This window comes from Vogesella indigofera (genome assembly GCF_003633895.1).
GTDB classification, from domain to species: domain Bacteria; phylum Pseudomonadota; class Gammaproteobacteria; order Burkholderiales; family Chromobacteriaceae; genus Vogesella; species Vogesella indigofera.
In genome coordinates this window covers 281387-306518 of record NZ_RBID01000011.1, presented here as the reverse complement: position 1 = coordinate 306518, position 25132 = coordinate 281387, and the positions used below count along the sequence as shown (strand labels likewise).

Below are 25132 nucleotides of genomic sequence, written 5' to 3'. Positions count from 1 at the left end.
GAGGCCGGCGACAAACTCAGATGCGGTCGTGCGACAACCACTTGTTGACCGGTGCCGGCCGGTAGGCGTTCATCTTGGCCAGCAGCTCGTCGATGGTTGCCGCCACCACGAACAGCTGCAGATTGCCTTCCGCGACAAAGCCCTCGGCCACGCCGTGGCGGATCATTGCCAGCAGGGGGTCGAAGAAGCCGTCGACATTCAGCAGCCCGATCGGCTTGCTGTGCACCGACAGCTGGCCCCAGGTCAGCATCTCGAACAGTTCGTCGTAGGTGCCGAAGCCGCCGGGCAAGGCGACAAAGCCGCCGGACAGGTCTTCCATCAGCGCCTTGCGCTCGTGCATGGTTTGCGTGACATGCAGCTCGGACAGGCCCTGGTGCGCCAGTTCTTTCTCGCGCAAAAAGCCCGGGATCACGCCGATCACGCGGCCGCCGGCCGCCAGCGCCGCATCTGCGGCGACACCCATCAGGCCGACATTGCCGCCGCCGTACACCAGGGCGATGTCACGCTGCGCCAGCGTCCGGCCCAGCTCGCACGCCGCCTGCTCGTAAGCGGCGCGCGTCCCCTTGTTGGAACCACAAAACAGGCAAATAGACTGGATAGTCATGAGAGGTCATCCATCAACGGCCGGCGCGATGCCGGCCTGGCAATATTTCAGAGAACGGCTTGCGGGTAGGCGCCGAGCACCTTCACGAAAGAGGTACGCTCCATCAGCCCCTGCAGCGCCTTGGCGACATTCGGGTCGTCGTGGTGGCCTTCGACATCGATGAAGAACACGTAGTCCCACAGCCCGGCACGCGATGGCCGCGATTCGAACTTGGTCATCGATACGCCGTTGTCGGCAATCGGCGCCAACAGGTAGTGCACCGCACCCGGACGGTTCGGCGCCGACACGATCAGCGAGGTCTTGTCCTGGCCGGTCTGGCCGACATCCTGATGCCCCAGCACCAGGAAGCGGGTGGTGTTGTTCGGCTCGTCCTCGATGTTTTCCGCCAGCTTCAGCAGGTTGAAGCGCTCCGCCGCCGCCTGGCCGGCAATCGCGGCGCAGCTGCCGTCCTCTGCGGCCAACCTTGCCGCCTCGGCATTGCTGGCCACCGACACCCGCTCGACATCGGCCGGCAGGTTCTTGTTCAGCCACTCGTGGCACTGTGCCAGCGCCTGGGCATGGGCATAGACGCGGCGAATGCCGTCGGTGCCGGCACTATTGCGCAGCAGGTGATGATGGATGCGCAGCACCACTTCGCCGCACACTTTCAGCGGCGTGCTGACCATCAGGTCCAGCGTGCGGCCAACCGCGCCCTCGGTGGAGTTTTCCACCGGTGCCACCACATAATCCAGCGCCCGCGCTTCCACCAGCCGGAAGGCTTCGTCGATGGAGGAACAGGCGACGGTGCGTGCGGCATGACCGAAGTGCTTCAGCGTCGCCAGCTGGCTGAAGGTGCCCTCCGGGCCGAGGTAGGCAATGGACAGCGGCTTTTCCAGCGCCAGGCATTCCGACATGATTTCGCGGAACAGCCGTGCCACGGATTCACCGGGCAGTGGCCCGGGGTTCTGCTCCTTGATGCGGCGCAGCACCTGCGCCTCGCGCTCCGGTCGGTAGATGATGCCGCCACCCTTGATCTCGCCGATTTCACGGGCGTGCTGGGCGCGCTGGTTGAGAAGATGGAGAATCTCGATGTCGATGCGGTCGATGGCATCGCGGTGTTGCTTGAGCTGTTGTTCCGACACGATTTACAAGTCTTTCAGTATGACAAACTGGCCTTTTCCGATGGGGTAAGTTTCCGCGAGATAGCCACGCGTAGCAAGCACTGCTTGTACAAAAGGCGCACATTCTTCGACATGGGACAAGGCGTTGTCCATCACCAGCAAGGCACCGGGCGCCAGGATGCGCGTGATCTCCGGCCAGTAGCCGGGATAACGCTGCCGGTCGGCGTCGAGAAACAGCAGATCGACCGATTCGTCGGCGGTATTGGCTAGCACCGCGAACGCGTCGTCGGCGTGCAGCGTTACCACCGGCTCCAGCGCGAACGCCTGCAGGTTGGCGTGCGCCAGTGCGATCTTGTGCGCGGAATGATCCACCGACACCACCTGCCCCTTGTGCGCCTGCGCCGCCAGTGCCAGCCACAGCGTGGAATAGCCGCTGGAGGTGCCGATTTCGAGCGTGATACGTGCCCGGCGGGTGCGTGACAGCTGGTACAGGAAACGCCCGGTCTGCGGCGTAATGGTCAGCCGCTTCTCGGCACGGGCGGCCGCATGGCGGTCGTGTGCCTCGTTGTCTTCCCACAATTGCTGCAGCCGTGCCAGCCGCTCCCCAGTCAACATGTCATCCCCTTCAGAAACAGGCGGCAATCAGGTTTGCCGCATCGACCACGAAATCCGGGCGCAGATACGCCCACAGTCCCGCCGCCAGCACCAGCACGCCGCACGCTGCCGCCAGCCAGTTCATGACTGCGCCGCCACCGCCGGCACCGGCTGCTCGCGCACCGGCAGGTTGGCCGCAGTGGCCAGCAACCCCAGCAACACCGTCAGCCACCACACCACGTCGTAGCTGCCGGTACGATCGTACAGCCGCCCGCCCAGCCACACCCCGAGGAAGCTGCCGACCTGGTGCGAGAAAAAGACCGCACCCGACAGCATGCCCAGGTGGCGCACGCCAAACAGGCTGACCAGCACGCCATTGGTCAGCGGCACCGTCGACAGCCACAAGAAGCCCATCGCCGCGGCAAACAGCGCCACCGACCACGGCGTCAGCGGTGCCAGAATGAAGATGGTGACCACGATGCTGCGCAGGAAGTAGATCCCGGCCAGCAGCATCGGCTTCGGCCGGCTGCTGCCGAGGTGGCCGGCGACGTAGGTGCCGGCGATGTTGAACAAGCCGATCAGCGCCAGCGCCAGACTGGCCACCTCGCCGGACAGGCCGTGATCGCGCAGATAGGCCGGCAGGTGCACGCCGACAAACACCACCTGGAAGCCGCAGACAAAATAGCCGACCATCAGCAGGCGGAACGAGCGCTGCTGCCAGGCCATGGCAAAGGTGTCGCTCATGCCGCGCAGCATGCTGCCCTGCAAGACCGGCAGCGCCGGCGCCTGGCGGTAGGCCTTTTCCAGCGGCGCCGCCAGCGGCAGCAGCAAGGCGGCGGTGACCGCCAGCACCAACAGCGCCGGCATCCAGCCCAGGCCGTCGATCAGGCCGCGCTCGACCGGCACCATGATGAACTGCCCAAAAGAGCCGGCCGCCGCCGTCAGCCCCATGGCGCGGGAGCGGAATTCCGGCGCCACCGCCCGCACGATCACCGAGAACACCACGCTATAGGTGGTGCACGACAGGGCAAGGCCGATCAGCAGGCCGGCGGAACCGGAAAGCAGCACGCCGCTACTGGACAGCGTCATCAGCCCCAGCCCGGCGGCGTACAGCACGCCACCGGCCAGCAGCACGCGCCCGGGACCGTGCCGGTCGGCCAGCGCGCCGGAAAACGGCTGCGCCAGCCCCCACACCAGGTTCTGCAAACCCAGTGCAAAGGCAAAGGTTTCACGCGTCCAGCCGAACGATTGTGTCATCGGTGGCAGGAAAAAACCGAAGCCGTGGCGGATACCCATGCTGAGGGTGACCACGGTACCGGCGGCAAGCAACAAGAACATCAGGGGGCGATTGGCTGTCATGGGGACTCCGGAGCAAGAACGACATGATGCTTGCTTCATGCGCCGGCGACCAGTCGCCACGGCAAAAACACTGATTCGGATTGCGAACAATGAAAAAACCCGTCACACGGACGGGTTTTGCGTTGCGGCCAACCTTGTCGCTCAGCCGTGCTGGCGGGCGAAGTCTTCCATGAAGTGCACCAGCGCCTTCACGCCTTCGATCGGCATCGCGTTGTAGATCGAGGCGCGCATGCCGCCGACCGAGCGATGGCCCTTGAGCTGCATCAGGCCGTTCTTTTTCGCCTCGGACAGGAACACGTCTTCCAGCGCCTCGTCCTTGAGGCGGAACACCACGTTCATCTTCGAGCGGTACGGCGCCTGCACATGGCTGAAGTAGAAGCCGTTGCTGCTGTCGATCATGTGGTAGAGCAAGCCGGCTTTTTCGTCGTTGCGTGCCTGCATGCCCTTGATGCCGCCCCGCGTCTTCAGCCACTTGAACACCAGGCCGGCGATGTAGATCGGATAGGTGGCCGGGGTGTTGTACATCGAGTCGGCGTCGGCGTGCACGCGGTAGTCGAGCATGGTCGGCGTCTGCGCCTGGGCATGACCGAGCAGGTCTTCGCGCACGATGACCACGGTCAGGCCGGACGGGCCGATATTCTTCTGCGCACCGGCGTAGATCAGGCCGAATTTGGATACGTCCACCTCGCGCGACAGGAAGTCGGACGACATGTCGCACACCAGCGGGGTATCGCCCACTTCCGGCACGAACGGGCACTGCAGGCCGCCGATGGTCTCGTTGGAGGTGTAGTGGAAGTAGGCGGCATCCGGCGTGCGCTGCCAGCTGGCGACGTCCGGCACCACGGCGTAGTTGCTGTCGCTACTGCTGGCCACCACGTTGACGCCGGTGTAGCGGCGCGCTTCCTTGACCGCCAGCTTCGACCAATGGCCGGTATCCAGCACGTCGATGTGGCCGTCCACCGGCGCCAGGTTCAGCGGCACCATGGAGAATTGCTGCGAGGCACCGCCTTGCAGGAACAAGACCTTGTAACCGGCCGGGATCGCCATCAGCGCGCGCAGATCCTGCTCGGCATCGTGGATGATCTCCATGAACTCCTTGCCGCGATGGCTCATTTCCATCACGCACATGCCGGAGCCGTGCCAGTCCAGCATTTCCGCCTGGGCGGTTGCCAGTACTTCGTGGGGCAATACGGCAGGACCGGCTGAGAAGTTGTACACCTTGGCCATGACTATCCTCTATTTCTCGTCAAAATCAGGAAGGAGTGCTGAGCAGGAAGTGCGCACGGGCGACAGCGACCGGCTTGCGGCGGTCTTCCTGCCAGGCCTCGATCAGCACGTGCGCCACGCGCTTGCCCTGCTTGGTGATTTCGCACTGCGCATACAGCGTGGTGGCCTTGCCGGAACGCAGGTAATCCAGCGAGAAGTCCACGATCTTAGGCGCTTCCAGCGACTCGCGGTTCCACATCAGGTGCAGCAAGGCCGCATTTTCCAGAAAGCCGCCAATCAGACCGCCATGCAGCGCCGGCAGCGTGGTGTTGCCGACATTGCGCTCGGCGAACGGCAGCGAGAACAGCAGCTCGCCGCTCTCGTCTTCGCCGCACGCCACACCCATCAGCCGGGCGTACGGCACCGCGGCGATGATGTCGGCGAAGCGTTTCTCGTCGCGCAGCGCGAGGAAGGTTTCCATGAACTGGCTCATGCCGCGCCCTCCACCAGCATCGGTTTCGGGTTGGAGTCGCGCATGAAGGTGGCGACGCCATGGGCGATCGGGTCATCCGGGCTGTCGTGGTAGCACACGGCACGGGTGAACGCGATCTGGCTGGCCAGGCGGTAACACTCGGCGGTGCAGTAGATGGCCTTGCCCGGCGTGGCCGCCTTCAGGTAGTCGATGCGCAGGTCCAGCGTGGCAATGGTTTCCAGTTCGTCCATGTGCGCGGTCACCGCGATGGCGCTGGTGGTGTCGACGATGGAGGTGATCACCCCGCCATGCAGCACGCCGCTGGCCGGATTGCCGACCAGATCGTCGCGCCAGTCCACCTTCAGCGTCGGCTTGCGGCCAACGCTGCCAAGGTATTGCATGCCCAGCGTCACGCAGTGCGGGAAGGACACGAACAGCGCGCCCGCCGTCGCCAGCAGCTTTTCGTTGGCCGGTGCCGCATCCGTCATTCTGCCGCGCCCTCGCCCGCTTCAAGGTTGGCCGCAGCCTCGTCGCCCTCTTCCGCGGCGTCGTCTTCGCTTTCGGCGACCTTCACCAGGCAGATCAGCTTCTCGCCGTCGTCCAGGTTGATCAGGCGCACACCCTGCGCCGCACGGCCGGTCTCGCGCACCTGGTCGACCTTGGTACGGATCAGCACGCCGCCGGTGGTGATCAGCATCACGTCGTCGCTGTCTTCCACCAGACTGGCGGTCACCAGCGCAAGGCCGGTCTTGTCGGTCAGGTCCATGGCGATCACGCCCTGGGTGCCGCGACTGGTGTGGCGGAACTCGCCGACACGGGTACGCTTGCCGTAGCCGCCATCGCTGGCGGTCAGCACTTGCTGCTCGTCGCTGTTGGCCACCAGCAGCGAAATCACCTGCTGGCCTTCGCCCAGCGCCATGCCGCGCACGCCGGTGGCATTACGACCCATGGCACGCACGCCGCTTTCGTCGAAGCGCACCGCCTTGCCGGCATTGGAGAACAGCATGATCTGGTCGTTGCCGCTGGTCAGCGCCACGCCAACCAGCTTGTCGCCCTCGTCCAGCTTGACGGCGATGATGCCGGCACTGCGCGGCCGCGAGAACGCTTCCAGCGGTGTCTTCTTCACGGTACCGTTGGCGGTGCACATGAACACGAACGGGCCCTTGACCTTGTCGCTGACTTCGATGTCGTCGTCCAGCTCAGCACTGTCGTTGCCGGTAAACGCCTTCACCGGCAGCATCGCGTTGATCTTCTCGCCTTCCGCCAGCGGCAGCACGTTGACAATCGGCTTGCCGCGGCTGGTACGACCGCCCTGCGGCATGTCGTAGACCTTGATCCAGTAGCAACGGCCAAACGAGGAGTAGCACAGCACGTAGTCGTGGGTATTGGCCACGAACAGCGTGTTGATGAAGTCGTCGTCCTTGGTCGCCGCCGCCTGCTTGCCGCGGCCGCCACGGCGCTGCGACTGGTAGTCGTCGACCGGCTGCGCCTTGAGGTAGCCGGTGTGCGACAGGGTCACCACCATCTCCTGCGGCGTGATCAGGTCTTCGATATTGATGTCGCCGCCGAATGGTTCAATCTCGGAGCGGCGCTTGTCGCCGTACTGCAGCTTCACCGCGGTCAGCTCGTCATGGATGATCTGGTTGATGCGTTCCGGACGCGCCAGGATGTCGATCAGGTCCAGGATGGTGTCCATGATCTCGCGGTATTCGCCGACGATCTTGTCCTGTTCCAGCCCGGTCAGGCGCTGCAGGCGCAGGTCCAGAATCGCCTGGGCCTGCACTTCGGACAGGCGGTAGCCGTCGGCGTGCAGGCCGTACTCGGCCGCCAGGCCATCCGGGCGGGCGTAGCTCTGGTCGACGCGCGACAGCATGCCTTCCACCAGCTCCGAGCGCCAGGCGCGCCCCATCAGTGCCGCCTTGGCCTGCGGCGGCGCTTCGGAAGCCTTGATCAGCGCGATGATCTCGTCGACGTTGGACAGTGCCACCGCCAGGCCTTCGAGGATGTGGCCGCGTTCGCGGGCCTTGCGCAGTTCGAAAATGGTACGGCGCGTCACCACTTCGCGGCGGTGGCGCAGGAATTCGTCGATGATCTGCTTCAGGTTCAGCAGGCGCGGCTGGCCGTCGACCAGTGCCACCATGTTGATGCCGAAGCTGTCCTGCAACTGGGTCAGCTTGTACAGGTGGTTGAGCACCACTTCCGGCATTTCGCCGCGCTTGAGCTCGATCACCACGCGCATGCCGGACTTGTCCGACTCGTCGCGCAGGTCGGAAATGCCCTCGATCAGCTTCTCGCGCACCAGCTCGCTGATGCGTTCCAGCAGCCGCGACTTGTTCACCTGGTACGGAATCTCGTCGACGATGATCGCCTGGCGGTCACCCTTGCCGATGTCCTCGAAGTGGACACGGGCGCGCATGATGGCGCGACCGCGACCGGTGCGGTACGCCTCCTTGATGCCGGCGGTACCGTAGATGATGCCGGCGGTCGGGAAGTCCGGCGCCGGGATGATGTCGATCAGCTCGTCGATGGTCAGCTCGCTGTTGTCCAGCAAGGCGAGGCAGGCATCGACCACTTCGTTCAGGTTGTGCGGCGGAATATTGGTGGCCATGCCCACCGCGATACCGGAGCTGCCGTTGATCAGCAGGTTCGGAATGCGTGTCGGCATGATCAGCGGCTCTTGCTCGGAGCCGTCGTAGTTGGGGCCGAAGTCGACGGTTTCCTTGTCGAGGTCGGCCAGCAGTTCGTGCGCGATGCGCGCCATGCGGATTTCGGTGTATCGCATCGCGGCGGCGTTGTCGCCGTCGATGGAACCGAAGTTGCCCTGACCGTCCACCAGCGGGTAGCGCAGGCTGAAATTCTGCGCCAGACGCACGATGGTGTCGTACACCGCGGTATCGCCGTGCGGGTGATACTTACCGATCACGTCACCGACAATACGCGCCGATTTCTTGTAGGCACGGTTCCAGTCGTTGGAAAGCTCATGCATGGCGTACAGCACCCGGCGATGCACGGGCTTGAGGCCATCTCGGACATCAGGAAGGGCGCGGCCGACGATCACGCTCATCGCGTAATCGAGATAGGAACGGCGCATCTCCTCTTCCAGGCTAATCGGGAGTGTTTCCTTGGCAAAAAGCTGGTCGGTCATGGAAATCCGTAATCATGGCAAAATATTCGATATTCTAACACGAAATGACACCAAGACGCCCGCCAGACAAGCAAAAAGGCCGCTGCCGCGGCCTTTTTGCCAAGCACCCGGCATCGCTCAGTGCGCGCCGATCTGCAGCTTTTTCTCCAGACGGGAAATCCCCCACGCCATCAACATGGTCAATGCCAGGTAGATAAAGGAAATGGTCAGGTACGGCTCCCAGTAGCGCGAATACACCCCGGCCACGGTCCGCGCGGCGAAGGCCAGCTCGGCCAGGCCGATCGCCGACACCAGCGAGCTGTCTTTCAGCAGCATGATCGCCTCGTTGCCCAGCGGCGGCAGCATGCGGCGGAACGCCTGCGGCACGATCACGAACTTCATGGTCTGGCCGTAGGAGAGCCCCAGCGAGCGCGCGGCCTCCATCTGCCCCTTGTCGATGGACTGGATGCCGGCACGGAAGATCTCGGTGATGTAGGCACCGGCGTTCAGCGTCAGCGCCAGCAGGCCGGAAATGAAGGCACCGTAATTCTGGCGGATGTCGCGGGCGACATCACCGTTGATCACCAGGCCGTCCACCGGATGGATCAGCAGCGGCATCAGCGCAAAGTGCACCAGCAGGATTTGTACGAACAAGGGCGTGCCGCGAAAAAAGGTCACGTAGGCGCCGGCCGGCATGCGCACCAGGTAACGCACCAGATAACGGCTCAGGCCGTGCGGCGCATCCGCCAGCCGCGCCATGCCCATGAACAGGCCGATCAGGGTGCCGAACACCACCGCCACCAGCGTAATGATGATCGTCATTTGCACGCCTTCCACGAACAGTGGCGCGTAGTCGGCGATCATTCCCCAGCGAAAATCCATATTGCTTCCCCCTGCAAAAAAACCGGGCCGGCTCGAGGCGGGCCCGGTTCTTCATGCAGCTAATTGATTACTTGGTGCCAAAATACTTGTTGAAGATCTGGTCGTAGGTGCCGTCAGCCTTGATCGCCTTGATACCGGCGTTGACCTTGTCCAGCAGCTCCTGATTACCCTTCTTCACCGCAAAGCCATAATACTCCGGCGCGAAGCTCTGCAGGTCTTCCACCGTGGTCATGCCGTGCTGCGGGTTGTTCTTCACGTAGTTGATCACCACGCCGTTGTCACCCACCGCCGCGTCAACTCCACCGGTTTCCAGCTCTTTCAGTGCCAGCGGCATGCTCTCGAAACGCTTGATGCTGGAGCTGGTCTTGCCCAGCAGCTTCTGCACCACTTCGTCGCCGGTGGTGCCGGTCTGTACCGCCACCTTCTTGTTCTTCAGGTCCTGGAAGGTCTTCACGTCGGTGACGCCCTTGCCGACCGCGATCAGCTGGCGTGCCTCAAAGTATGGCTCGGAGAAATCCATGCTCTGCTTGCGCTCGTCGGTGATGGTGATCGCCGAAGACAGGATGTCGCGGTCGCCCTGCCCCAGGGTGGCGAACATGCCTTCCCACGGCGTATTGACGAACTTGACCTTGAAACCACCCTTGTCCGCCACCGCGCTCAATACCTCGATGTCGAAGCCGACGATCTGGCTCTGGTCGTTCTGGAACTCGAATGGTGCATAGCTAGCGTCGGTGCCCACCACGTACTCGGCCACCTGCGCCACTGCCGGCGCCGCATCACTGGCTGCCGATGCCGCCGGTTCTTCCGCCTTCTTGCCGCAACCTGCCACGGCAAAAACCGACAACAACATCCCCGCCAGCAGCGTTCTTCTCGTGTTCTTCATACTTGTAATCTCCGTCGATTCTCGTATTGACCGTTCGTGCCCGAAACGGCGCGCGTGCTAATATAACAAGCCCGTTACGGTGCCACAACGCACCGCAGCCGGATATTTATACCTACATTATTTAGCCAACGACATTACCGACCATGCCATTGTCCCGTTTTTGCGCTGCAGCACTTGGCGCCCTCATTCTGAGCTGCGCCGGCAACAGCTTCGCCACCGGTGAAGACGCCCCGCTGCCGGGCGACTTCCAGCCGCCACGCCAAAGCAAAGCCGCCAGCAAGGCCGCACCCGCCAGCGGCGGCAGTAATAAAGCAAATGACGTACCAGCGCGCAATATTCAGCCCGCAACAGCGACCACCACCCAAGATAAAACCAGCAGCCCGCGACAACAGCCACGCCACGAGCAGGCCGAAACGCGCCGCAGCAAGCGCAGCCATAGCCAGCCGGCCGCCCGGAAATCGTCACGCCAGCTGAAGCAGGCGGCCACGGCGCAACGCGCCGGCAAGGCACGCCAGAAGCTGCGCAACGGCAAGCAGAGCGTGCGCGGCAACAAGGCGGCGCGTGTCGGCAAAAAAGCCGCAGTTCGCCAGCGCGCGGTGGGCAAGCGCGTCAAAAACGGCAAAGTGGTCAGCAGCCGCAAGGCCAGCGCCGGCCAGCGCAGCCTCGCCGCCCGCAAGCGCCAGAAGGCGGCAGCGAACACCGCCAAGCGCAGCACCCACGCAAAGACCACGGCCAGGGCCAACCGTACCGGCAGCAAGCAAACCCTCAAGCAGCGCAAGACACGCAAAGCCGCGCTGAACGCCAACGGCAAGCGCAGCAGCGTTGCCCAAGCCAAGCGCAAGACCAGCGCCAAGGCCCGCCGCCACCCGCAGCCGCGGCGCCAGGCACACTAAGAACCTGTTCACGATCTGCTGCAACTGATCTCACAGGGCGATACAGCGTTGAAAACGGCTTCGGAATGCTTGTTTATATCTGGATAAACGCCGCTTCCTCAGCCGTTTTCGCCTTGTCTCGCGTGAGCGCGCGAGATCGTGAATACGTTCTAAGCCACGCGTGCGGCAACGCCAAATAAACGGCCCGCCAACAGGCGGGCCGTTTTCATGTCAATTTGGCCATTCCAGCTTGCCGTCCTGCCCCGACCGCAGCACGCCGCGCGCTCAACGCACCTGCTGCACGAAATCGCCGAACGCCGCCACCAGCCGGTCGACATCGGCCGCGGTGGTGTCCGGGCACACCAGGATCATGTTGTGGAACGGCGTGATCAGCAGACCGCGGTTGAGCAGGAACAGGTGCACGATATGCTCCAGCTCGCTGTCGAGGATCTTGTCGGCCTCGCTGCCATTGACGGGCGGCGTGGCGGTGAACTGGAACTCGGTGCGCGCGCCGATCTGCGTCACGCACCACGGCAGCTCATGCTGCGCGATGACGCCACGCAGCCCTGCGGCCAACCTTTCCGCCAGCCCGAACATGTACTGGTAGGCACTGTCGGTCATCACCTCGGCCAGATTGGCGCGCATCGCCGCCATCGCCAGCAGGTTGGCGGTGAGCGTGGTGCCGATGCCGCTGTGCCCCGGTGGCGCATTGCGCTTGGCTTCTTCGGCGCGGCGCGCGGTCTCGGCACTGAAACCGTACACCGCGCACGGCACGCCGCCAGCCACCGGCTTGCCGACCACCAGCAGATCCGGCTGCAGCCCGTGCGCGCGTGTGTAGCCACCGGGGCCGCTGCTGATGGTGTGGGTTTCGTCGATCAGCAGCAAGGTGCCGTAGCGCTTGCACAGCGCCTGTGCCGCCTGCCAGAAGCTCGGCTGCGGCAGCACCATGCCGATATTGGTCATCGCCGGCTCGGCCAGCAGGCAGGCCACCTGACCGTCCTGCAGCGCGGCTTCCAGCGCCGCCAGATCGTTGAATTCCACACTGCGGGTGTGTTGGGTGATGTCGTACACCTGCCCCAGCAGGCTGTCGCGGGTTTGCGGCTGGCCGTCCACCAGGTCGACAAACACATCATCCACCGTGCCGTGGTAGCAGCCGTTGAAGATCAGCACCTGGCTGCGCTGGGTGATCGCCCGCGCCCAGCGGATGGCAAAACGGTTGGCGTCCGAAGCCGACAGCGCAAACTGCCAGTACGGCAGGCCGAAGCGGCGCGCCAGCTCCGCTGCCACCCATACGCCATCCTCGCTGGGCAGCATCGCGGTGTAGCCGCGTTGCGCCTGGCGGGCGATGGCCTCGGCCACCGGCCTGGGGCTGTGGCCGAACATGGCGCCGGTGTCGCCGAGGCAGAAGTCCACGTAATCGTGGCCGTCCACGTCCTGGAAGCGCGCGCCCTGCGCCGCCGCCACGTACAGCGAGAACGGCGTCGACCAGTCGTTCATCCAGTGCAGCGGCACGCCAAACAGCAGGTGGCCGGCGGCCTGCGATGACAGCTCACGCGAACGCGGCATGCGGGCGATAAAAGCATTGCGCTCGGCGACCTGCAGCGCCTGCGCCTTGTCCCAGTTGATGCCATGACGAGTGGCCATGGGGTCTCCTTCGTAGTGTCTTTATTGGCTTGCGGCCAACGTTGGCCGCAAGCCGTGAGTTCATCCGGTGCCGCGCGGAGCCGCGGTTGACGCTCTCGCGAGCCAGCGCGAGACCAGGCGAAAACCTATGGTGGCGCCGCTGAGCAGTCGCCAATGCGCACGCCCATATCGAACGTAGACGCCGCCGCGCCGCAGATCGTCAGCAAGCGCTTACACGTGCAGCTGCAGGTGTTCGCGCTCCCAGGCGGTGATGGCGCGGTTGAAGGTCTCGAACTCCTTTTCCTTCACCGCGCAGAATGCCTGCACGAACTCCTCGCCCAGGATCGCCGCCAGCTCCGGGCAGTCCTGCATCAGCTCCACCGCGTCTTCCAGGCTGCGCGGCAGTTCGTAGTCCAGGTTGTAGGCGCTGTCGTTCATCGGCGCCGACGGTTCGATCCGGTTCACCATGCCCAGGTAACCACAAGCCAGCGTCGCCGCCATCGCCAGATACGGGTTCACGTCGACGCCGGGCACGCGGTTTTCCACCCGCCGCGCCACCGCGCCGGACGGCGGAATACGGATGCCGCAGGTGCGGTTGTCGTAGCCCCAGCGCACATTGATCGGCGCCGCGGTATGGCGGCTGAGGCGGCGGTAGCTGTTCACGTACGGCGCGAACATCGGCATCGCCCGCGGCAGGTAGCGCTGCATGCCGCCGATGTGGTGGAAGAACAGCTCGCTGGCGCTGCCATCGGCATTCGAGAAGATGTTGGCGCCGCTGTCGCAGTCCACGATGCTCTGGTGGATGTGCATCGCGCTGCCCGGCTCGCCTTCCATCGGCTTGGCCATGAAGGTGGCGAAGATATTGTGACGGTAGGCGGTTTCGCGCACCGCGCGCTTGAACAGGAACACCTGATCGGCCAGCGCCATCGCGTCGCCGTGGCTGAAGTTGATCTCCATCTGGCAGGCGCCGACCTCGTGGATCAGCGTTTCCACCTTCAGCTGCGCCGCCTCGCAGAATGCCGACAGCTCCTGGAAGAAGGGGTCGAAATCGTTGACCGCGTCGATGGAGAACGACTGCCGCCCCACCTCGGAGCGGCCGGCACGGCCGGACGGCGGCCGCAGTGGCTCGTGCGGATTGGTGTTCTGGCGGATCAGGTAGAACTCCATTTCCGGCGCCACCACCGGCCGCCAGCCTCGCGCCTCGTACAGTTGCAGTACCTTGCGCAGCACCGCGCGCGGCGAGATGCCGACCGGCGTGCCGTCGAAATCCTCGCAATCGTGGATCACCACCGCCACCGGCTCGATCGCCCACGGCACCAGCCGGATGGTGGCGGGATCGGGACGGCACACCATGTCCGGATCGTTGGCGCCGGCAAAGCGCTCGAACTCGGCGAATTCGCCGTTGACGGTGATGGTCAGCACCGCCTTCGACATTTTCATGGTGTCTTCGGCCAGAAACAGCCCCTTGGGCACGATCTTGCCGCGCGCCATGCCGGTCATGTCCGGTATCACGCACTCCACTTCGTGAATGTTGTGCTCGCGTATAAACGCGGCCAGTTGCTCGTTCATGGTCGTTCTCCTGTGGACTGTCTCGATTATTTGTAGCCTGTCGCCCACCGTTTTTGCCCGGCTCGCTCATCGTCGTGACGGCGCGGGACGCCGCAGCAAAACGCAGCTCATGCCGCGCATCGTAAATTTGATCAAATATCCATGTCAACATTTGATCAAATATTTGCAATAACCACAAAAATGGCCGCACCCTTGCGGCCAACCTTGCGCCACGACGACGACCACAACATACGCGACCCGACCACAGGCACACATCGCCAGCCGGCACCGCCACCCCAGCAACCGGCGGTCATCACCACCACGCAGGCCATCGCACCGCCCTGCCCGCGCCCAGCCCACAGCAGGCTTCTGCTATGCTTGCCGCCAATTTGTCCTGACTGCGCACCATGAAAACCAGCACCGCCTCCACCCTGCAAGACGAGACCTACGACACGCTGCGCCACTGGCTGATGCTGGGACGCTGGCTGCCGGGCGAGCGGCTGAAGATCCGCCAGCTGGCCGAGGAACTGGGCGTCAGCCAGATGCCGGTGCGCGCCGCGCTGCAAAGGTTGGCCGCAGAAAAGGCGCTGCTGAACATCCCCAACTGCGGCGTGCAGGTGCCGCAGCTGACGGAGACCCAGTTCGACGACATCCTGCAAAACCGCATCCTGCTGGAAGGCGAAGCCGCCTTCCGCGGCGCACAAAGCCTGGCCGCCAGCGAACGCGAGCAGCTGCTGCAGCTGTGCCGCGCGATGGACAGCGCCATCGCCGCGGACGACATCAAGGGCTACCTCGACGCCAACGAGCTGTTCCACCTGCAACTGTACCGCGCCAGCGGCTCGCCGCTGCTGCTGTCGCTGATCGAGACCGTATGGCTGCACGTCGGCCCGATCTCCAACCAGCTGCATCAGGATCTGGCGGTGTGGAAGACCATGAACGACGCCCACCACGCGCTGCTGGATGCGCTGCAGGCCGGCGACGCCAACGCGGTACGCCGCGCCATCGAGCAGGATCTGCGCACCGCCGGCAGCTACCTGCGCCTCAGCTGCCGCCCCGGCTGATTGCCGCGTTTTGCCGTGGCCGGCGACGCCTGTTGCGCCAGATCAAGCCGGCCGCCCAGCCCTCCTTGTCGTTTGCGCCAACGGGCACTATACCGGGGGTGAGCAGCCACCTCGGCCGCCCTAAGCATATGATTATCCAAGGAGAGTACGATGAGCCTGCTTCCTTCCCGCAGCACCCTGTTTGACGACCTGTTCCGCGACTTCAGCGGCCACGGCTTCTTCATCAAGCCCCTGCACGGCGATGCGCTGCCATCGCAGATCAAGCTCGACGTCAAGGAAACCGACACCGGTTTCACCGTGCTGGCCGAGCTGCCCGGCGTGTCCAAGGACGACATCCACGTCGAGATCGAGGGCGCCCAGCTCACCATCAAGGCCGAAGTGAAACAGTTCGACAAGCAAAGCAAGGACGAGCAGAACCTGCGCAGCGAACGCTACTACGGCATGGTGTCGCGCAGCCTGCAGCTGCCGTCCGACCTGGACCGTGACGGCGCCAGCGCCAAGTACGAAAACGGCGTGCTGACGCTGACGCTGCCGAAGAAACACAGCAGCGGCAACGGCAAACGCCTGATCGTGGAATAGCTAGCTGCTACCCACAGCAAGCCCGGCCTTGGTGGCCGGGCTTTTTCATGTGTGCATCAAGCCGAGAAAGAGGGCTGACCGTTACCGACCCTGAGCTGTCGTTCTCAATCGTGGCTAGATAATGTCAGCTTCAGTCTCCGAAGCAGCCAATGCAGGATTCGTCCCTGACCTCCAGACGCCCTCACTGGAATTAAGCATGGCACATGCATGTAGCTCGGTTGATTGATGGTTGTTATACGGACTCTGGTATGACAAGGTCCTTGCGCCCCAATGGTTTGAACACGATAATTCATGGCATCTCAATATCAAATGTTATACGGACGTCGCGGTCCGGATAAATACTGTTAGGTACTGCTCAGTGGAACCCACATTGCTATCCATTCGCTCAACATCATCACGCCGTGAACTCGTCTTCTCTCACCATCGAGACGAGTATTTCCACGTTGAACTCAAAGGTTTTGAACTCTCCGCCGCAACCGATATTTGGGCCTATACAGACGCCAATGGGCTAAACCAATTCTTTCAAGAACTCGCAGAGTTCAAAAAACCATGGCAAGGTCAACACTCTTGGGCATCAATCGAACAAGACTTTCATCTATCGGCAATCTGCACATCATTGGGCAGTGTTGCCTTTCAAGTCGAATTGCGGGGGTTGCAAGGGGCACCCGAAGAATGGTGTGTTGAGGCTGGATTGGTTAGCGAATTCGGACAGTTAGAACAAATTGCAAAAAACGCAGAGGCCTTTTTTAATGCCTGCACCTAACAAATCGCTCCAGCAGACGGTCAGACAGCTGCGCTGTCTGACCGCCGCTGAATTCCAGCATTAGACGCTATAAAAATTGAGAACAAAATGAAATTCATTGGCAAATTCGGTGAGTACCTCACCCTAACACGTCTCCTTGAGAATGAGATTGAAGCCTACCCAGCAATAAAAATTAATCAAGATAGCTACGATATAACTGCAATTACAAAATCTGGAAAAATATTAAGAATTCAGGTCAAATCTACCTTGTTGCATAACAATAGCACAAACAACACCATAGGCTCACTCTCACGCAATTTTGATTTTTTGGTTGTAGTAGTAATCCATGGGGAGCGAGCAGCCGATTGCTACATCCTTACACATGCCGAAGCCCAAACACTTCGTGGCAACTCCAAGCAGCTTGGTATCAGCCGTAAGGAGAGGCAGGTTTCGGTTGTAAAAAGTGAAATCGCTCAACACAAAGAACAATGGAGTCGAATTCGTGATGCCTAACAATGTGCTTAACGTCGCTCACTTCGTTCGCTGGACAGCCAAAAGCTACACTTTTGTCTGCCCGTTAGCTTAATCGTTAGGCAAAAGGTACCCGCACCTTGGACTCAACACTCATTGCCGGAATTATGGGGGCCGTTGCTACTATCGCAGCGGTAGTAATTGGGTGGTACCTACAGCGGCCAAAGACTGCGCCAATCTCGCCGCTGAAAAGTCCGGAAGAAAATGAGCAACCCTCTGACGCTCCGGAAACGTCGAATACTTATGCTCGTCGATACCTTGAGTATCCTAGTCACTACCGGTTCATAAAGGGATTGCCAAAGCTATATCAAGCAGTGCGAGAAAATGCCCAAGAAGGCTGGGATACCGGGGTAACAGCAGATATGCGGCAAGCAAGTTACGACGTAATCGACTTCTTGGAATATGCGTGGCTCCGTCTCGCCGAGTTTTATCCAGAAAAACACTGGGGCGGGAAGTCTGCGCCAGACTACATTCGCAGTTACCTTCAAGAGCGGTTCGCCTTTCATTGGTCTAAGCATGAGCCTACCGGTCCTGGCACAGGAGGCACGATTGTTGGTGTTCTAACGGGTGGCGACGTTATCAACGATATGGAAGAGCTCGTAAGCGATACGGTGTCTTCTTTGTTTATGTACAACGATGATTTTGACTTCAAAGCCTGGCATGAAGCGTGGGCAGGGGTTAAGAATTAACGCCTAACAATGCGCTCAACAACGTTCGCTCCGCTCACGGGACTCGCAAAAGCTGCGCTTTTTCTCGCCTGTTAGCTTAATCGTTAATGTCAGCTTTCACGATTGCTGCGGTCATTCATCTCCCTGCTTGTCGGTGTTCATGAGCGACTGGAACTGGCCGACAGCAGCCATGCCAGCACATAGGCACAATCCGCCCCTTTGACCATCCTGCCGCCCTGCCTCGCCTTCCCCACAAACCACAAGGTTGGCCGCAAGCCCTGTTCCGCTTGCGGCCAACCTTTTTCACGCTTGATGCGGCTACACCGGCAGGCGGCTGCCGGCCTTCACCTCGCGCAGTGCCAGGCTGGAGTGGATGGATGCCACTCCCGGCATCTGGCGCAGCACGTTTTCGACAAAATCGCTGTAGGCGTCCAGCGATGTGGCCACCACCTGCAGCAGGTAGTCGGCGTCGCCGGTGATTTTGTGACAGGACAGCACCTGTGGCTGCGCACACATCGCCGCCTCGAACGCGTTCGGCTCGTTGCCGCCGTGCGCGCTGAAGCGGATCTGCACGAAAGCCAGCACGTCCAGCCCCAGCTTGCGACGGTCGAGATTGGCCTGATAGTCCTTGATATAGCCGTCGTCTTCCAGCCGCTTCAGCCGCCGCCAGCACGGCGTCACGCTCAGCGACAGCTGCTCCGCCAGCCGGGGATTGGACAGCGTACCGTCCTGCTGCAGCAGGCGCAGAATAGTCCGGTCTGCGGCATCCAGTTCATTTTTTGGTTTGTTCGTACTCATTTTACCACTTAGAGAGTCTGTTCTTATCGCAGGATAGCGAATGGCAGGCGCTTAAAGCAAAGTAAATTCCGAGCCGCCGCCACATACTGGTTGCCGTCACCTTCCTCTGTACGGCACCACGTCATGCTTACCATCTACAGCAATGCCCATCGTCTGCACCACGCCACCGAACTCAAGGACGGCGTCCTGAAGCCCTGTTTCGAGATGCCAAGCCGCGCCGACACCATTCTGGCGCGGGTGCAGGCCGTTGGCCTCGGCGAGGTCATCGCGCCGCGTGAATTCGGCAGCGCCAGTTATGCCCGCGTGCACAGCGAGCGCTATGTGCGTTTTCTGGAGCAGGCCTGGCGCGAATGGCAGGCGCTGGGTCGCCAGCATGACGCGCTGCCGCTGATCTGGCCGGTGCGCGATCTGCGCAGCGATATCGAGCCGGTGCACATCGACGGCAAGCTGGGCTTTTACGCGATGGACGCCGGTGTGGCGATTACCGCCGGCACCTGGCAGGCGGTGAAGACCAGCGCCGATCTGGCGCTGACCGGCATGGCCGCGTTGACGCAGGGCGAACACAGCGCCTTTGCGCTGTGCCGCCCGCCCGGCCACCACGCCGCCGCCGAGTACATGGGCGGCTACTGCTACCTGAACAATGCCGCCATCGCCGCCCAGCACGCGCTGGACAACGGCGCCAAACGGGTGGCGGTGCTGGACGTGGACTACCACCATGGCAACGGCACGCAGAGCATCTTCTATGACCGCGCCGACGTGATGTTCACCTCGCTGCACGGCGACCCACGCCACTCCTACCCCTACTTCCTCGGCCATCGGGACGAAACCGGCGCCGGCGCCGGGCTGGGCTTCAATCACAACTACCCGCTGCCGCACGGCACCGGCTGGGACGGCTACGGCGCGGCACTGCGCCACGCCTGCGACGCCATCGCCGCCTACGCCCCGGACGCGGTGGTGATCTCGCTGGGGGTGGACACCTTCAAGGACGACCCGATCAGCCACTTCCGCCTCGAAAGCGAAGACTTCCTCAAGATCGGCCAGACCATCGCCAGCATCGGCCGCCCGACCCTGTTCGTGATGGAGGGCGGCTACATGGTCGACGACATCGGCGTCAACGCGGTGAATGTGCTGCGCGGCTTCGAGGGCCAGCGCTGATACGGCCAGCAAGGGCGACAGCCGAGCCGGCTAACCGGCTGGCCGCCGCTCGGCCCCACGTTTTGCAATAAAGCGTTCCACCCAGCACCCGGCGGCGGAAAAAACACTGCGCATAGACGCAGCCTGCCCCCGGCATCACGGCAACCCCGATCTACATTCAGGAAAACACATGAGAAACTTTGCGAAACTGAGTCTGTTTGCCGCTGCGGCACTGTCCCTCACCGCCTGCGGCAAGCAGGAAGCAGCCACCGCGGCGCCGGACAATGCCGCCGCCGCCGGCGTCGAAACCATCAAGATCGGCCAGGTGTCGCCGCTCACCGGCCCGATCTCGCATCTGGGCAAGGATGTCGAATTCGGCGCCAAGCTGGCGATTGAAGACCTCAATGCCGAAGGCGTGGAGATCGGCGGCAAGAAGGTCCGCTTCGAGCTGGTGTCCGAGGACGATCAGGGCGATCCCAAGATCGGCACTCAGGTGGCGCAGCGCCTGATCGACGCCGGCGTGGTCGGCGTGGTCGGGCACCTGAATTCCGGCACCACCATCCCGGCCTCGCGCATCTATGCCGATGCCGGCATCCCGCAGATCTCGCCCTCCGCCACCAACCCCGATTACACCCGGCAAGGCTACAAGACCACCTTCCGCATGATCGCCAACGACGTGCAGCAAGGCACGGCGCTGGGACAGTTCGCCATCGACACGCTGAAGGCAAAAACGGTGGCGGTGGTGGACGACCGCACCGCCTATGGCCAGGGCCTGGCCGATGAATTCGCCAAGGCCGTCACCGCCAAAGGCGGCACGGTGGTGAAGCGCGAATTCACCACCAACACCGCCACCGACTTCAACGCCATCCTGACCGCGATCAAGGGCGCCCAGCCGGATGTGGTGTTCTACGGTGGCATGGACGCCCAGGCCGGGCCGATGGCCAAGCAGATGAAGCGGCTGGGGATCAAGGCCAAGCTGATGGGCGGCGACAGCATGCAGACCCCGGAATTCATCAAGCTGGCGGGCGACGCCGCCGAAAGCCTGTATGCCTCCGCCTGCGGCCTGCCGCGCGACAAGATGCCGGGCTTTGCCGCCTTCAACACCAAATTCCAGAGCAAGTTCAACACCGAGATCCAGGTGTTCTCGCCGTACGAATACGACGCCGTACACGTGCTGGTGGAGGCGATGAAGCGCGCCGGCTCCAGCGACCCGAAGCAGTATCTGGCCGAAGTCGGCAAGACCGACTACACCGGCGTCACCGGAAAGGTGTCGTTTGACGCCAAAGGCGACATCAACAACGGCGCGGTCACGGTTTACCAGGTCAAGAACGGCAAGTGGCAGGTGGTATCCACCGTCGGCGGCGCCTGAGCTGACACCAGGAGTCGGCAGGCAACAAGCCGCAACAAGATTGATTTCCTCTGAAAGAAGTACTTCAGCCAGCCACGCGCTGGCTTTTTTTTTGCGCGCGCGAGACTGGTTGCGGCCAAGGTTGGCCGCAACGCAGCAAGTTTGCATTTTTGCGACACGCAACAATTCATGACAAAAGCGACGCGACACGCTCATTCATTGCGCAAAAATCGACATGAAGCGGCGGATGTTCCGGAAAAACCAGCAGCATCAAGCGCAGGCATCTCGGCGCCGACCCACGGCCACGCGGCGTATTGCGACGCGGCCTGTTGCCGGCGCGACACCTGCACTGGCGCTGGTCGCGGCCTCGCTACACTGCCAACACCAAGCAGCCCTTGGCAAAAACAAATGAGAACAGAGGACCACACCGCATGAAGTCACCCCTAAACAAATCCTGCCACGCCCTCGCCGCCGCCTGCCTCAGCCTGGGACTGGCCGGCCCTGCCCTCGCCGACACCCCGGCCGCCACCAACGCGCCGAGTGGTGACGGCAGCAACAACCTGCTGATCTCCGCCGTCGCCTGGAAGCAGACCTCCGCCGAGTACAAGGCGCTGTATTACCAAGCCTACAACCTGGCGCGCATGCAGCTGGATCGCGCGCTGGCCAAGCGCAAGAGCGGCGACAAACCGCTGGCGGTGATTACCGACATCGACGACACCATCCTCAATGCCAGCAACTACTGGGGCTACCTGATCAAGAACAACAAGGACTTCTTCGACGACGTGGTCTGGGACAAGTGGGTGCCGGAGAACAAGTTCAGCGCCATGCCCGGCGCGGTGGAGTTCTTCAACTACGCCAAATCCAAGGGCGTGGAAGTGTTCTATGTCAGCAACCGCGACCAGGGCGAGAAGACCTTCGAGTACGGCATCGGCAACCTGAAGGCGCTAGGCTTTCCCAACGCCGACGCCGAACACGTCACCCTGCAGCGGGAAAGCTCCAACAAGGAGCCACGGCAGAACGACATCGCCCAGCGCTACGACGTGGTGGTGATGCTGGGCGACAACCTGAACGACTTCCGCCGCAAGTACTACGTGAAGAATGTCGACGAGCGCACCCGGCTGATGGAAGAAGACCGCGAGCTGTTCGGCAGCAAGTTCATCATCATGCCAAACCCGACCGACGGCCACTGGATCCGCGCCATTTTTGGCGATTCCGAGCCGCCAGCCAGCGACGCCAACCGCAGCAAGTTCAAGGATGCCGCCACCAAGTCCGCCTGGCAGCCCTGAGTCGGCGCCAGCATGGCAAAACCGCCAGGCCGTTTCCGGCTGGCGGTTTTTTATTGCTATGGCCACTTCGCGTCTCAGTGGCAGCCGTCCGGCGTGCACAGCGGCGCGTCGACCGCGCCATGGTTGGCCGCACCGGCCAGCAAACCTTGCAGATAGCCGGCAAACGCGTCCGGCTTGCCCAGATAGGGCGACAGCTCCAACCGCTGCAGCTGGCCGTTCAATTCCAGCAACAGCGACGGGAAGCCACGCAGGCCGTGTGCGGCCATGTCGCGCTGGCTGCGGCCAACGTGGGCGGCGAACTCGCCCTGCTGGCGCTGGTATTCGCCGGCGAAGGCGGCGCCGTCCAGCCCCAGCTCGATAGCCAGTTGCTGCAACACCGGCAGATCGGCGATGCGCTGCCCGTCCACATAGTGCGCCTGCTGCAGGCGGTGCAGCATGGTCAACCCGTCCACGCCCAGCGCCTGGGCGGCGAGGATGGCCAGCGTCGGCGGCGTGCTGTCGAACACCGCGCCACTATCCAGCAGCAGGCCGTTGAAGTAGCCATCGCCGAACGGCTGGCCGGTGAGCTGCTGGATGCGCTGATCGTGGCCCATCACGTACTGGCGCAGCTGCGGCGTGACCGGCTGGCGATTGGAGCCGCTCATCATCGCGCCGGCGTGCAGCGCGATGGCGAGGCCGGCAACGTTGGCCGCGGCGGCCAGCAGTGGCGCGGCGCCGTAGCACCAGCCGCACAGCGGGTCGTAGTAGTAATGCAGGGTGGCGTTTACCATTTCATTTCACCTTTGTTCACCTTGGCACCGATGTCCAGCGCCAGCCCCATGCCGGCCTGCGGGTAGGCGCGCTGCATGGCGGCGATCAGCTCGGCGGCATTGCCCGTCTTGCCCGCCTCGCTGTCAAAACGCTGCAGGTAGTGGCGAGTGTAGTCGATGGCCGTGCTATCCAGCTTGCTGCCGGCGGCCATGTGACCGGGCACCACGATGGCGGGCTTGAGCGCGGCCATCTCGTCCAGCTGCGCCAACCAGGCCTGGCGCTCGGCCGGCTGCTGGGTGTCGGCGGTCCACACGTGCAGGCCGCTGAACACGGCGACGTTGCCGGCGATGGCGCGCAGCGACGGAATCCACACATACGGACGGTGCGCCAGCACGCCACGGGTGCCGCGCAGCTCGATCTTTTCACCGTCCACGCTCAGGGTGTCTGTTTTCAAGGCACTGGGCACGATGGGCTGCTGCGGTGCATTGACGCCCATCTTCGGCCCCCAGAACGCCAGCTTGCCGGCCAGCTTGGCCTGGATCTTGCCGGCCACCGCCGGGGTGGCCACCACTTGCGCCTGCGGGAACAGCTGCTTCAGTACCTCGGCGCCGAAGTAGTAGTCCGGGTCGGCATTGCTGATCAGGATGGTCTTCAGCGTCTTGCCGCTGTCCAGCACGTTGGCCGCAATGCGGTAGGCATCGGCTCGGGTAAAGCCGCTGTCGATCACCATCGCCTCGTGCTCGCCGCTGACCACCACGGCATTGGCGTGGAAACTGCCTTCGCCGGCGTTGTACACCTTCAGCTGCAAGGGCTGGGCGGCGTGGGCGGCGGTAGCGCTCAGGGCCAGGGAGGCGGCGATCAGTGTGGTGCGAAACATGGGGTGTCCTTTCATGGCGGCCAGTGCCGCGGGTTGATGGACGTCACTATAGTTTCTCTATCCGCGCAGATAAACGCGATAATATGCGCATATTTGTTGCATAAATCGAGCAGATAACATGGACAGAGTCACCGCGATGCGGGTATTCGCCGACGTGGCAGCCAGCGGCAGCTTCAGCGCCAGCGCCGAGCGGCTGGAGATGTCACGCGCGATGGTCACCCGCTACGTGGCGGAGATGGAGCAATGGCTGGGCGCGCGGCTGCTGCAGCGCACCACCCGGCGCGTGACGCTGACCGATGCCGGCGAGCAGGCGCTGCGCCGCTGCCAGCAGCTGCTGGCACTGGTCACCGAAGTGGAAGACGAGGTGGCGACAGCGGACGGCAGCTTGCGCGGCCAGCTACGACTGACCAGCAGCATGTCCTTCGGCCATGCCCATCTGGCGGCGGCGATCGCCGAGTTTCTGGCGCAGCATCCGCAGCTGAAGATTGACCTGAATGTTGGCGATGCCACCTTGAACCTGGTGGAAGCGCGCATCGATCTGGCGATCCGCATCAGCAGCGAGCCGGACCCGGCGCTGATCGCGCGGCCGCTGGCGGTATGCGATTCGGTGCTGGTAGCCAGCCCCGGCTATCTGGCCGCCGCCGGCACGCCGCAGACACCGGCCGAGCTGGCCGGCCACCGCTGCCTGGGGCACAGCAACGTTGGCCGCAGCAGCTGGCGCTTCCAGCGCGGCGAGCAGTCCGAAACCGTCAACGTGGCCACCCGCTTCACCGCCAACGACGCCACCGTGCTGCTGCACGCGGCGCTGGCCGACGGCGGCATCAGCCTGCAGCCGACCTATCTCGCCAATACTTTGCTGCAGGATGGTCGCCTGCGACAGGTACTGCCGGACTGGCAGCCGCCAGCGATGACTATCTACGCGCTGTACCCGTCGCGCCGCCACCTGTCGCCGGCGGTACGCGCGCTGCTGGATTTTCTGGTGGCGCGCTTCGCCACGCTGCGCTGGTAGCCGCGCGCTGTCGGCGTCACCGCGCTGGCCAGCTTGCCGCGCACTGCATCAAAGTGCACCGCGCGCGGCCATGCGTAATCCA

The 25132-nt window shown here is 63.0% G+C and carries 25 protein-coding genes; 10 read left to right on the top strand and 15 right to left on the bottom strand.

Annotation, left to right across the window (positions count from 1 at the left end):
- Positions 1–16 precede the first annotated feature (16 nt).
- The 10 genes from C8E02_RS03765 to C8E02_RS03720 all read right to left on the bottom strand — a co-directional run bounded on the left by C8E02_RS03765 (position 17) and on the right by C8E02_RS03720 (position 10224).
- Entirely contained in the window at positions 17–604 is a 588-nt protein-coding gene (locus tag C8E02_RS03765) for an LOG family protein (protein WP_120809700.1), read from the bottom strand.
- Positions 605–651: 47 nt separating this feature from the next.
- Positions 652–1725: a prephenate dehydratase gene (gene pheA / locus C8E02_RS03760; protein WP_047966316.1), complete on the bottom strand. Its 1074-nt coding sequence runs from the start codon at positions 1723–1725 to the stop codon at positions 652–654.
- Positions 1726–1728: 3 nt separating this feature from the next.
- Complete coding sequence (locus C8E02_RS03755; RefSeq protein ID WP_120809699.1) at positions 1729–2319, bottom strand: O-methyltransferase; 591 nt, start codon at positions 2317–2319, stop codon at positions 1729–1731.
- 120 nt (positions 2320–2439) lie between these two features.
- Positions 2440–3657 (bottom strand): MFS transporter, encoded by a 1218-nt coding sequence (locus tag C8E02_RS03750; protein ID WP_245961056.1) that lies wholly within the window; start codon positions 3655–3657, stop codon positions 2440–2442.
- A 141-nt stretch (positions 3658–3798) separates the two neighbouring features.
- Positions 3799–4884 (bottom strand): 3-phosphoserine/phosphohydroxythreonine transaminase, encoded by a 1086-nt coding sequence (gene serC, locus C8E02_RS03745; protein WP_120809698.1) that lies wholly within the window; start codon positions 4882–4884, stop codon positions 3799–3801.
- Positions 4885–4909: 25 nt separating this feature from the next.
- Positions 4910–5356 carry a PaaI family thioesterase gene (locus tag C8E02_RS03740; protein ID WP_120809697.1) on the bottom strand — a complete coding sequence of 149 codons (447 nt, stop codon included), beginning with the start codon at positions 5354–5356 and terminating at the stop codon, positions 4910–4912.
- Entirely contained in the window at positions 5353–5823 is a 471-nt protein-coding gene (locus tag C8E02_RS03735; protein WP_120809696.1) for a PaaI family thioesterase, read from the bottom strand. The genes C8E02_RS03740 and C8E02_RS03735 overlap by 4 nt, the downstream gene beginning before the upstream one ends.
- On the bottom strand, positions 5820–8480 hold the full coding sequence (gene gyrA / locus C8E02_RS03730) for a DNA gyrase subunit A (RefSeq protein ID WP_120809695.1): 2661 nt from the start codon (positions 8478–8480) through the stop codon (positions 5820–5822). Before gyrA ends, C8E02_RS03735 begins: the two co-directional genes overlap by 4 nt.
- A 117-nt stretch (positions 8481–8597) precedes the next feature.
- Positions 8598–9341, bottom strand: a complete 744-nt coding sequence (locus C8E02_RS03725; RefSeq protein WP_120809694.1) for an amino acid ABC transporter permease — start codon at positions 9339–9341, stop codon at positions 8598–8600.
- A 67-nt stretch (positions 9342–9408) separates the two neighbouring features.
- Positions 9409–10224 carry a basic amino acid ABC transporter substrate-binding protein gene (locus C8E02_RS03720; protein ID WP_047966324.1) on the bottom strand — a complete coding sequence of 272 codons (816 nt, stop codon included), beginning with the start codon at positions 10222–10224 and terminating at the stop codon, positions 9409–9411.
- Positions 10225–10367: 143 nt separating this feature from the next.
- Between C8E02_RS03720 and C8E02_RS03715 the strand changes: the two genes are divergently transcribed.
- Entirely contained in the window at positions 10368–11117 is a 750-nt protein-coding gene (locus tag C8E02_RS03715; RefSeq protein ID WP_120809693.1) for a hypothetical protein, read from the top strand.
- A gap of 264 nt (positions 11118–11381) precedes the next feature.
- On the opposite strand, the gene C8E02_RS03710 is transcribed toward C8E02_RS03715, so the two are convergent.
- Both C8E02_RS03710 and C8E02_RS03705 read right to left on the bottom strand, forming a co-directional pair.
- Complete coding sequence (locus C8E02_RS03710; RefSeq protein WP_120809692.1) at positions 11382–12740, bottom strand: aspartate aminotransferase family protein; 1359 nt, start codon at positions 12738–12740, stop codon at positions 11382–11384.
- A 210-nt stretch (positions 12741–12950) separates the two neighbouring features.
- Positions 12951–14288, bottom strand: a complete 1338-nt coding sequence (locus C8E02_RS03705; RefSeq protein WP_120809691.1) for a glutamine synthetase family protein — start codon at positions 14286–14288, stop codon at positions 12951–12953.
- 386 nt (positions 14289–14674) lie between these two features.
- On the opposite strand from C8E02_RS03705, the gene C8E02_RS03700 reads away from it, so the two are divergent.
- The 5 genes from C8E02_RS03700 to C8E02_RS17130 all read left to right on the top strand — a co-directional run bounded on the left by C8E02_RS03700 (position 14675) and on the right by C8E02_RS17130 (position 17869).
- Positions 14675–15328 carry a GntR family transcriptional regulator gene (locus tag C8E02_RS03700; protein WP_120809690.1) on the top strand — a complete coding sequence of 218 codons (654 nt, stop codon included), beginning with the start codon at positions 14675–14677 and terminating at the stop codon, positions 15326–15328.
- 150 nt (positions 15329–15478) lie between these two features.
- Entirely contained in the window at positions 15479–15907 is a 429-nt protein-coding gene (locus C8E02_RS03695) for an Hsp20/alpha crystallin family protein (protein ID WP_047966329.1), read from the top strand.
- Between the two features lie 358 nt (positions 15908–16265).
- Positions 16266–16670, top strand: coding sequence for a DUF6228 family protein (locus C8E02_RS17140; protein ID WP_147424425.1), 405 nt, complete (start codon positions 16266–16268; stop codon positions 16668–16670).
- An 87-nt stretch (positions 16671–16757) separates the two neighbouring features.
- Complete coding sequence (locus C8E02_RS17135; protein WP_147424424.1) at positions 16758–17162, top strand: hypothetical protein; 405 nt, start codon at positions 16758–16760, stop codon at positions 17160–17162.
- Between the two features lie 98 nt (positions 17163–17260).
- The gene (locus tag C8E02_RS17130; RefSeq protein WP_147424423.1) at positions 17261–17869 is read left to right on the top strand and encodes a hypothetical protein; all 609 of its coding nucleotides are present in this window, start codon (positions 17261–17263) and stop codon (positions 17867–17869) included.
- A 297-nt stretch (positions 17870–18166) separates the two neighbouring features.
- Here C8E02_RS17130 and C8E02_RS03680 read toward each other — a convergent pair whose 3' ends face one another.
- Positions 18167–18646, bottom strand: coding sequence for an Lrp/AsnC family transcriptional regulator (locus tag C8E02_RS03680; protein WP_120809687.1), 480 nt, complete (start codon positions 18644–18646; stop codon positions 18167–18169).
- A gap of 123 nt (positions 18647–18769) precedes the next feature.
- Here C8E02_RS03680 and C8E02_RS03675 point away from each other — a divergent pair, with 123 nt between their 5' ends.
- The 3 genes from C8E02_RS03675 (at position 18770) to C8E02_RS03665 (ending at position 22414) form a co-directional block, all read left to right on the top strand.
- Positions 18770–19801, top strand: a complete 1032-nt coding sequence (locus C8E02_RS03675) for a histone deacetylase family protein (protein WP_120809686.1) — start codon at positions 18770–18772, stop codon at positions 19799–19801.
- 169 nt (positions 19802–19970) lie between these two features.
- Positions 19971–21149: a branched-chain amino acid ABC transporter substrate-binding protein gene (locus C8E02_RS03670; protein ID WP_120809685.1), complete on the top strand. Its 1179-nt coding sequence runs from the start codon at positions 19971–19973 to the stop codon at positions 21147–21149.
- A 410-nt stretch (positions 21150–21559) separates the two neighbouring features.
- Positions 21560–22414: a 5'-nucleotidase, lipoprotein e(P4) family gene (locus C8E02_RS03665; protein ID WP_120809684.1), complete on the top strand. Its 855-nt coding sequence runs from the start codon at positions 21560–21562 to the stop codon at positions 22412–22414.
- A gap of 74 nt (positions 22415–22488) precedes the next feature.
- On the opposite strand, the gene C8E02_RS03660 is transcribed toward C8E02_RS03665, so the two are convergent.
- Together C8E02_RS03660 and C8E02_RS03655 are read right to left on the bottom strand one after the other, a co-directional pair.
- Positions 22489–23184 (bottom strand): DsbA family protein, encoded by a 696-nt coding sequence (locus C8E02_RS03660; RefSeq protein WP_120809683.1) that lies wholly within the window; start codon positions 23182–23184, stop codon positions 22489–22491.
- Positions 23178–24041: an MBL fold metallo-hydrolase gene (locus C8E02_RS03655; protein WP_120809682.1), complete on the bottom strand. Its 864-nt coding sequence runs from the start codon at positions 24039–24041 to the stop codon at positions 23178–23180. Before C8E02_RS03655 ends, C8E02_RS03660 begins: the two co-directional genes overlap by 7 nt.
- A 118-nt stretch (positions 24042–24159) precedes the next feature.
- On the opposite strand from C8E02_RS03655, the gene C8E02_RS03650 reads away from it, so the two are divergent.
- A complete protein-coding gene (locus C8E02_RS03650) occupies positions 24160–25050 on the top strand; it encodes a LysR family transcriptional regulator (protein WP_120809681.1) in 891 nt (296 codons plus the stop codon).
- Positions 25051–25132: the final 82 nt, after the last annotated feature.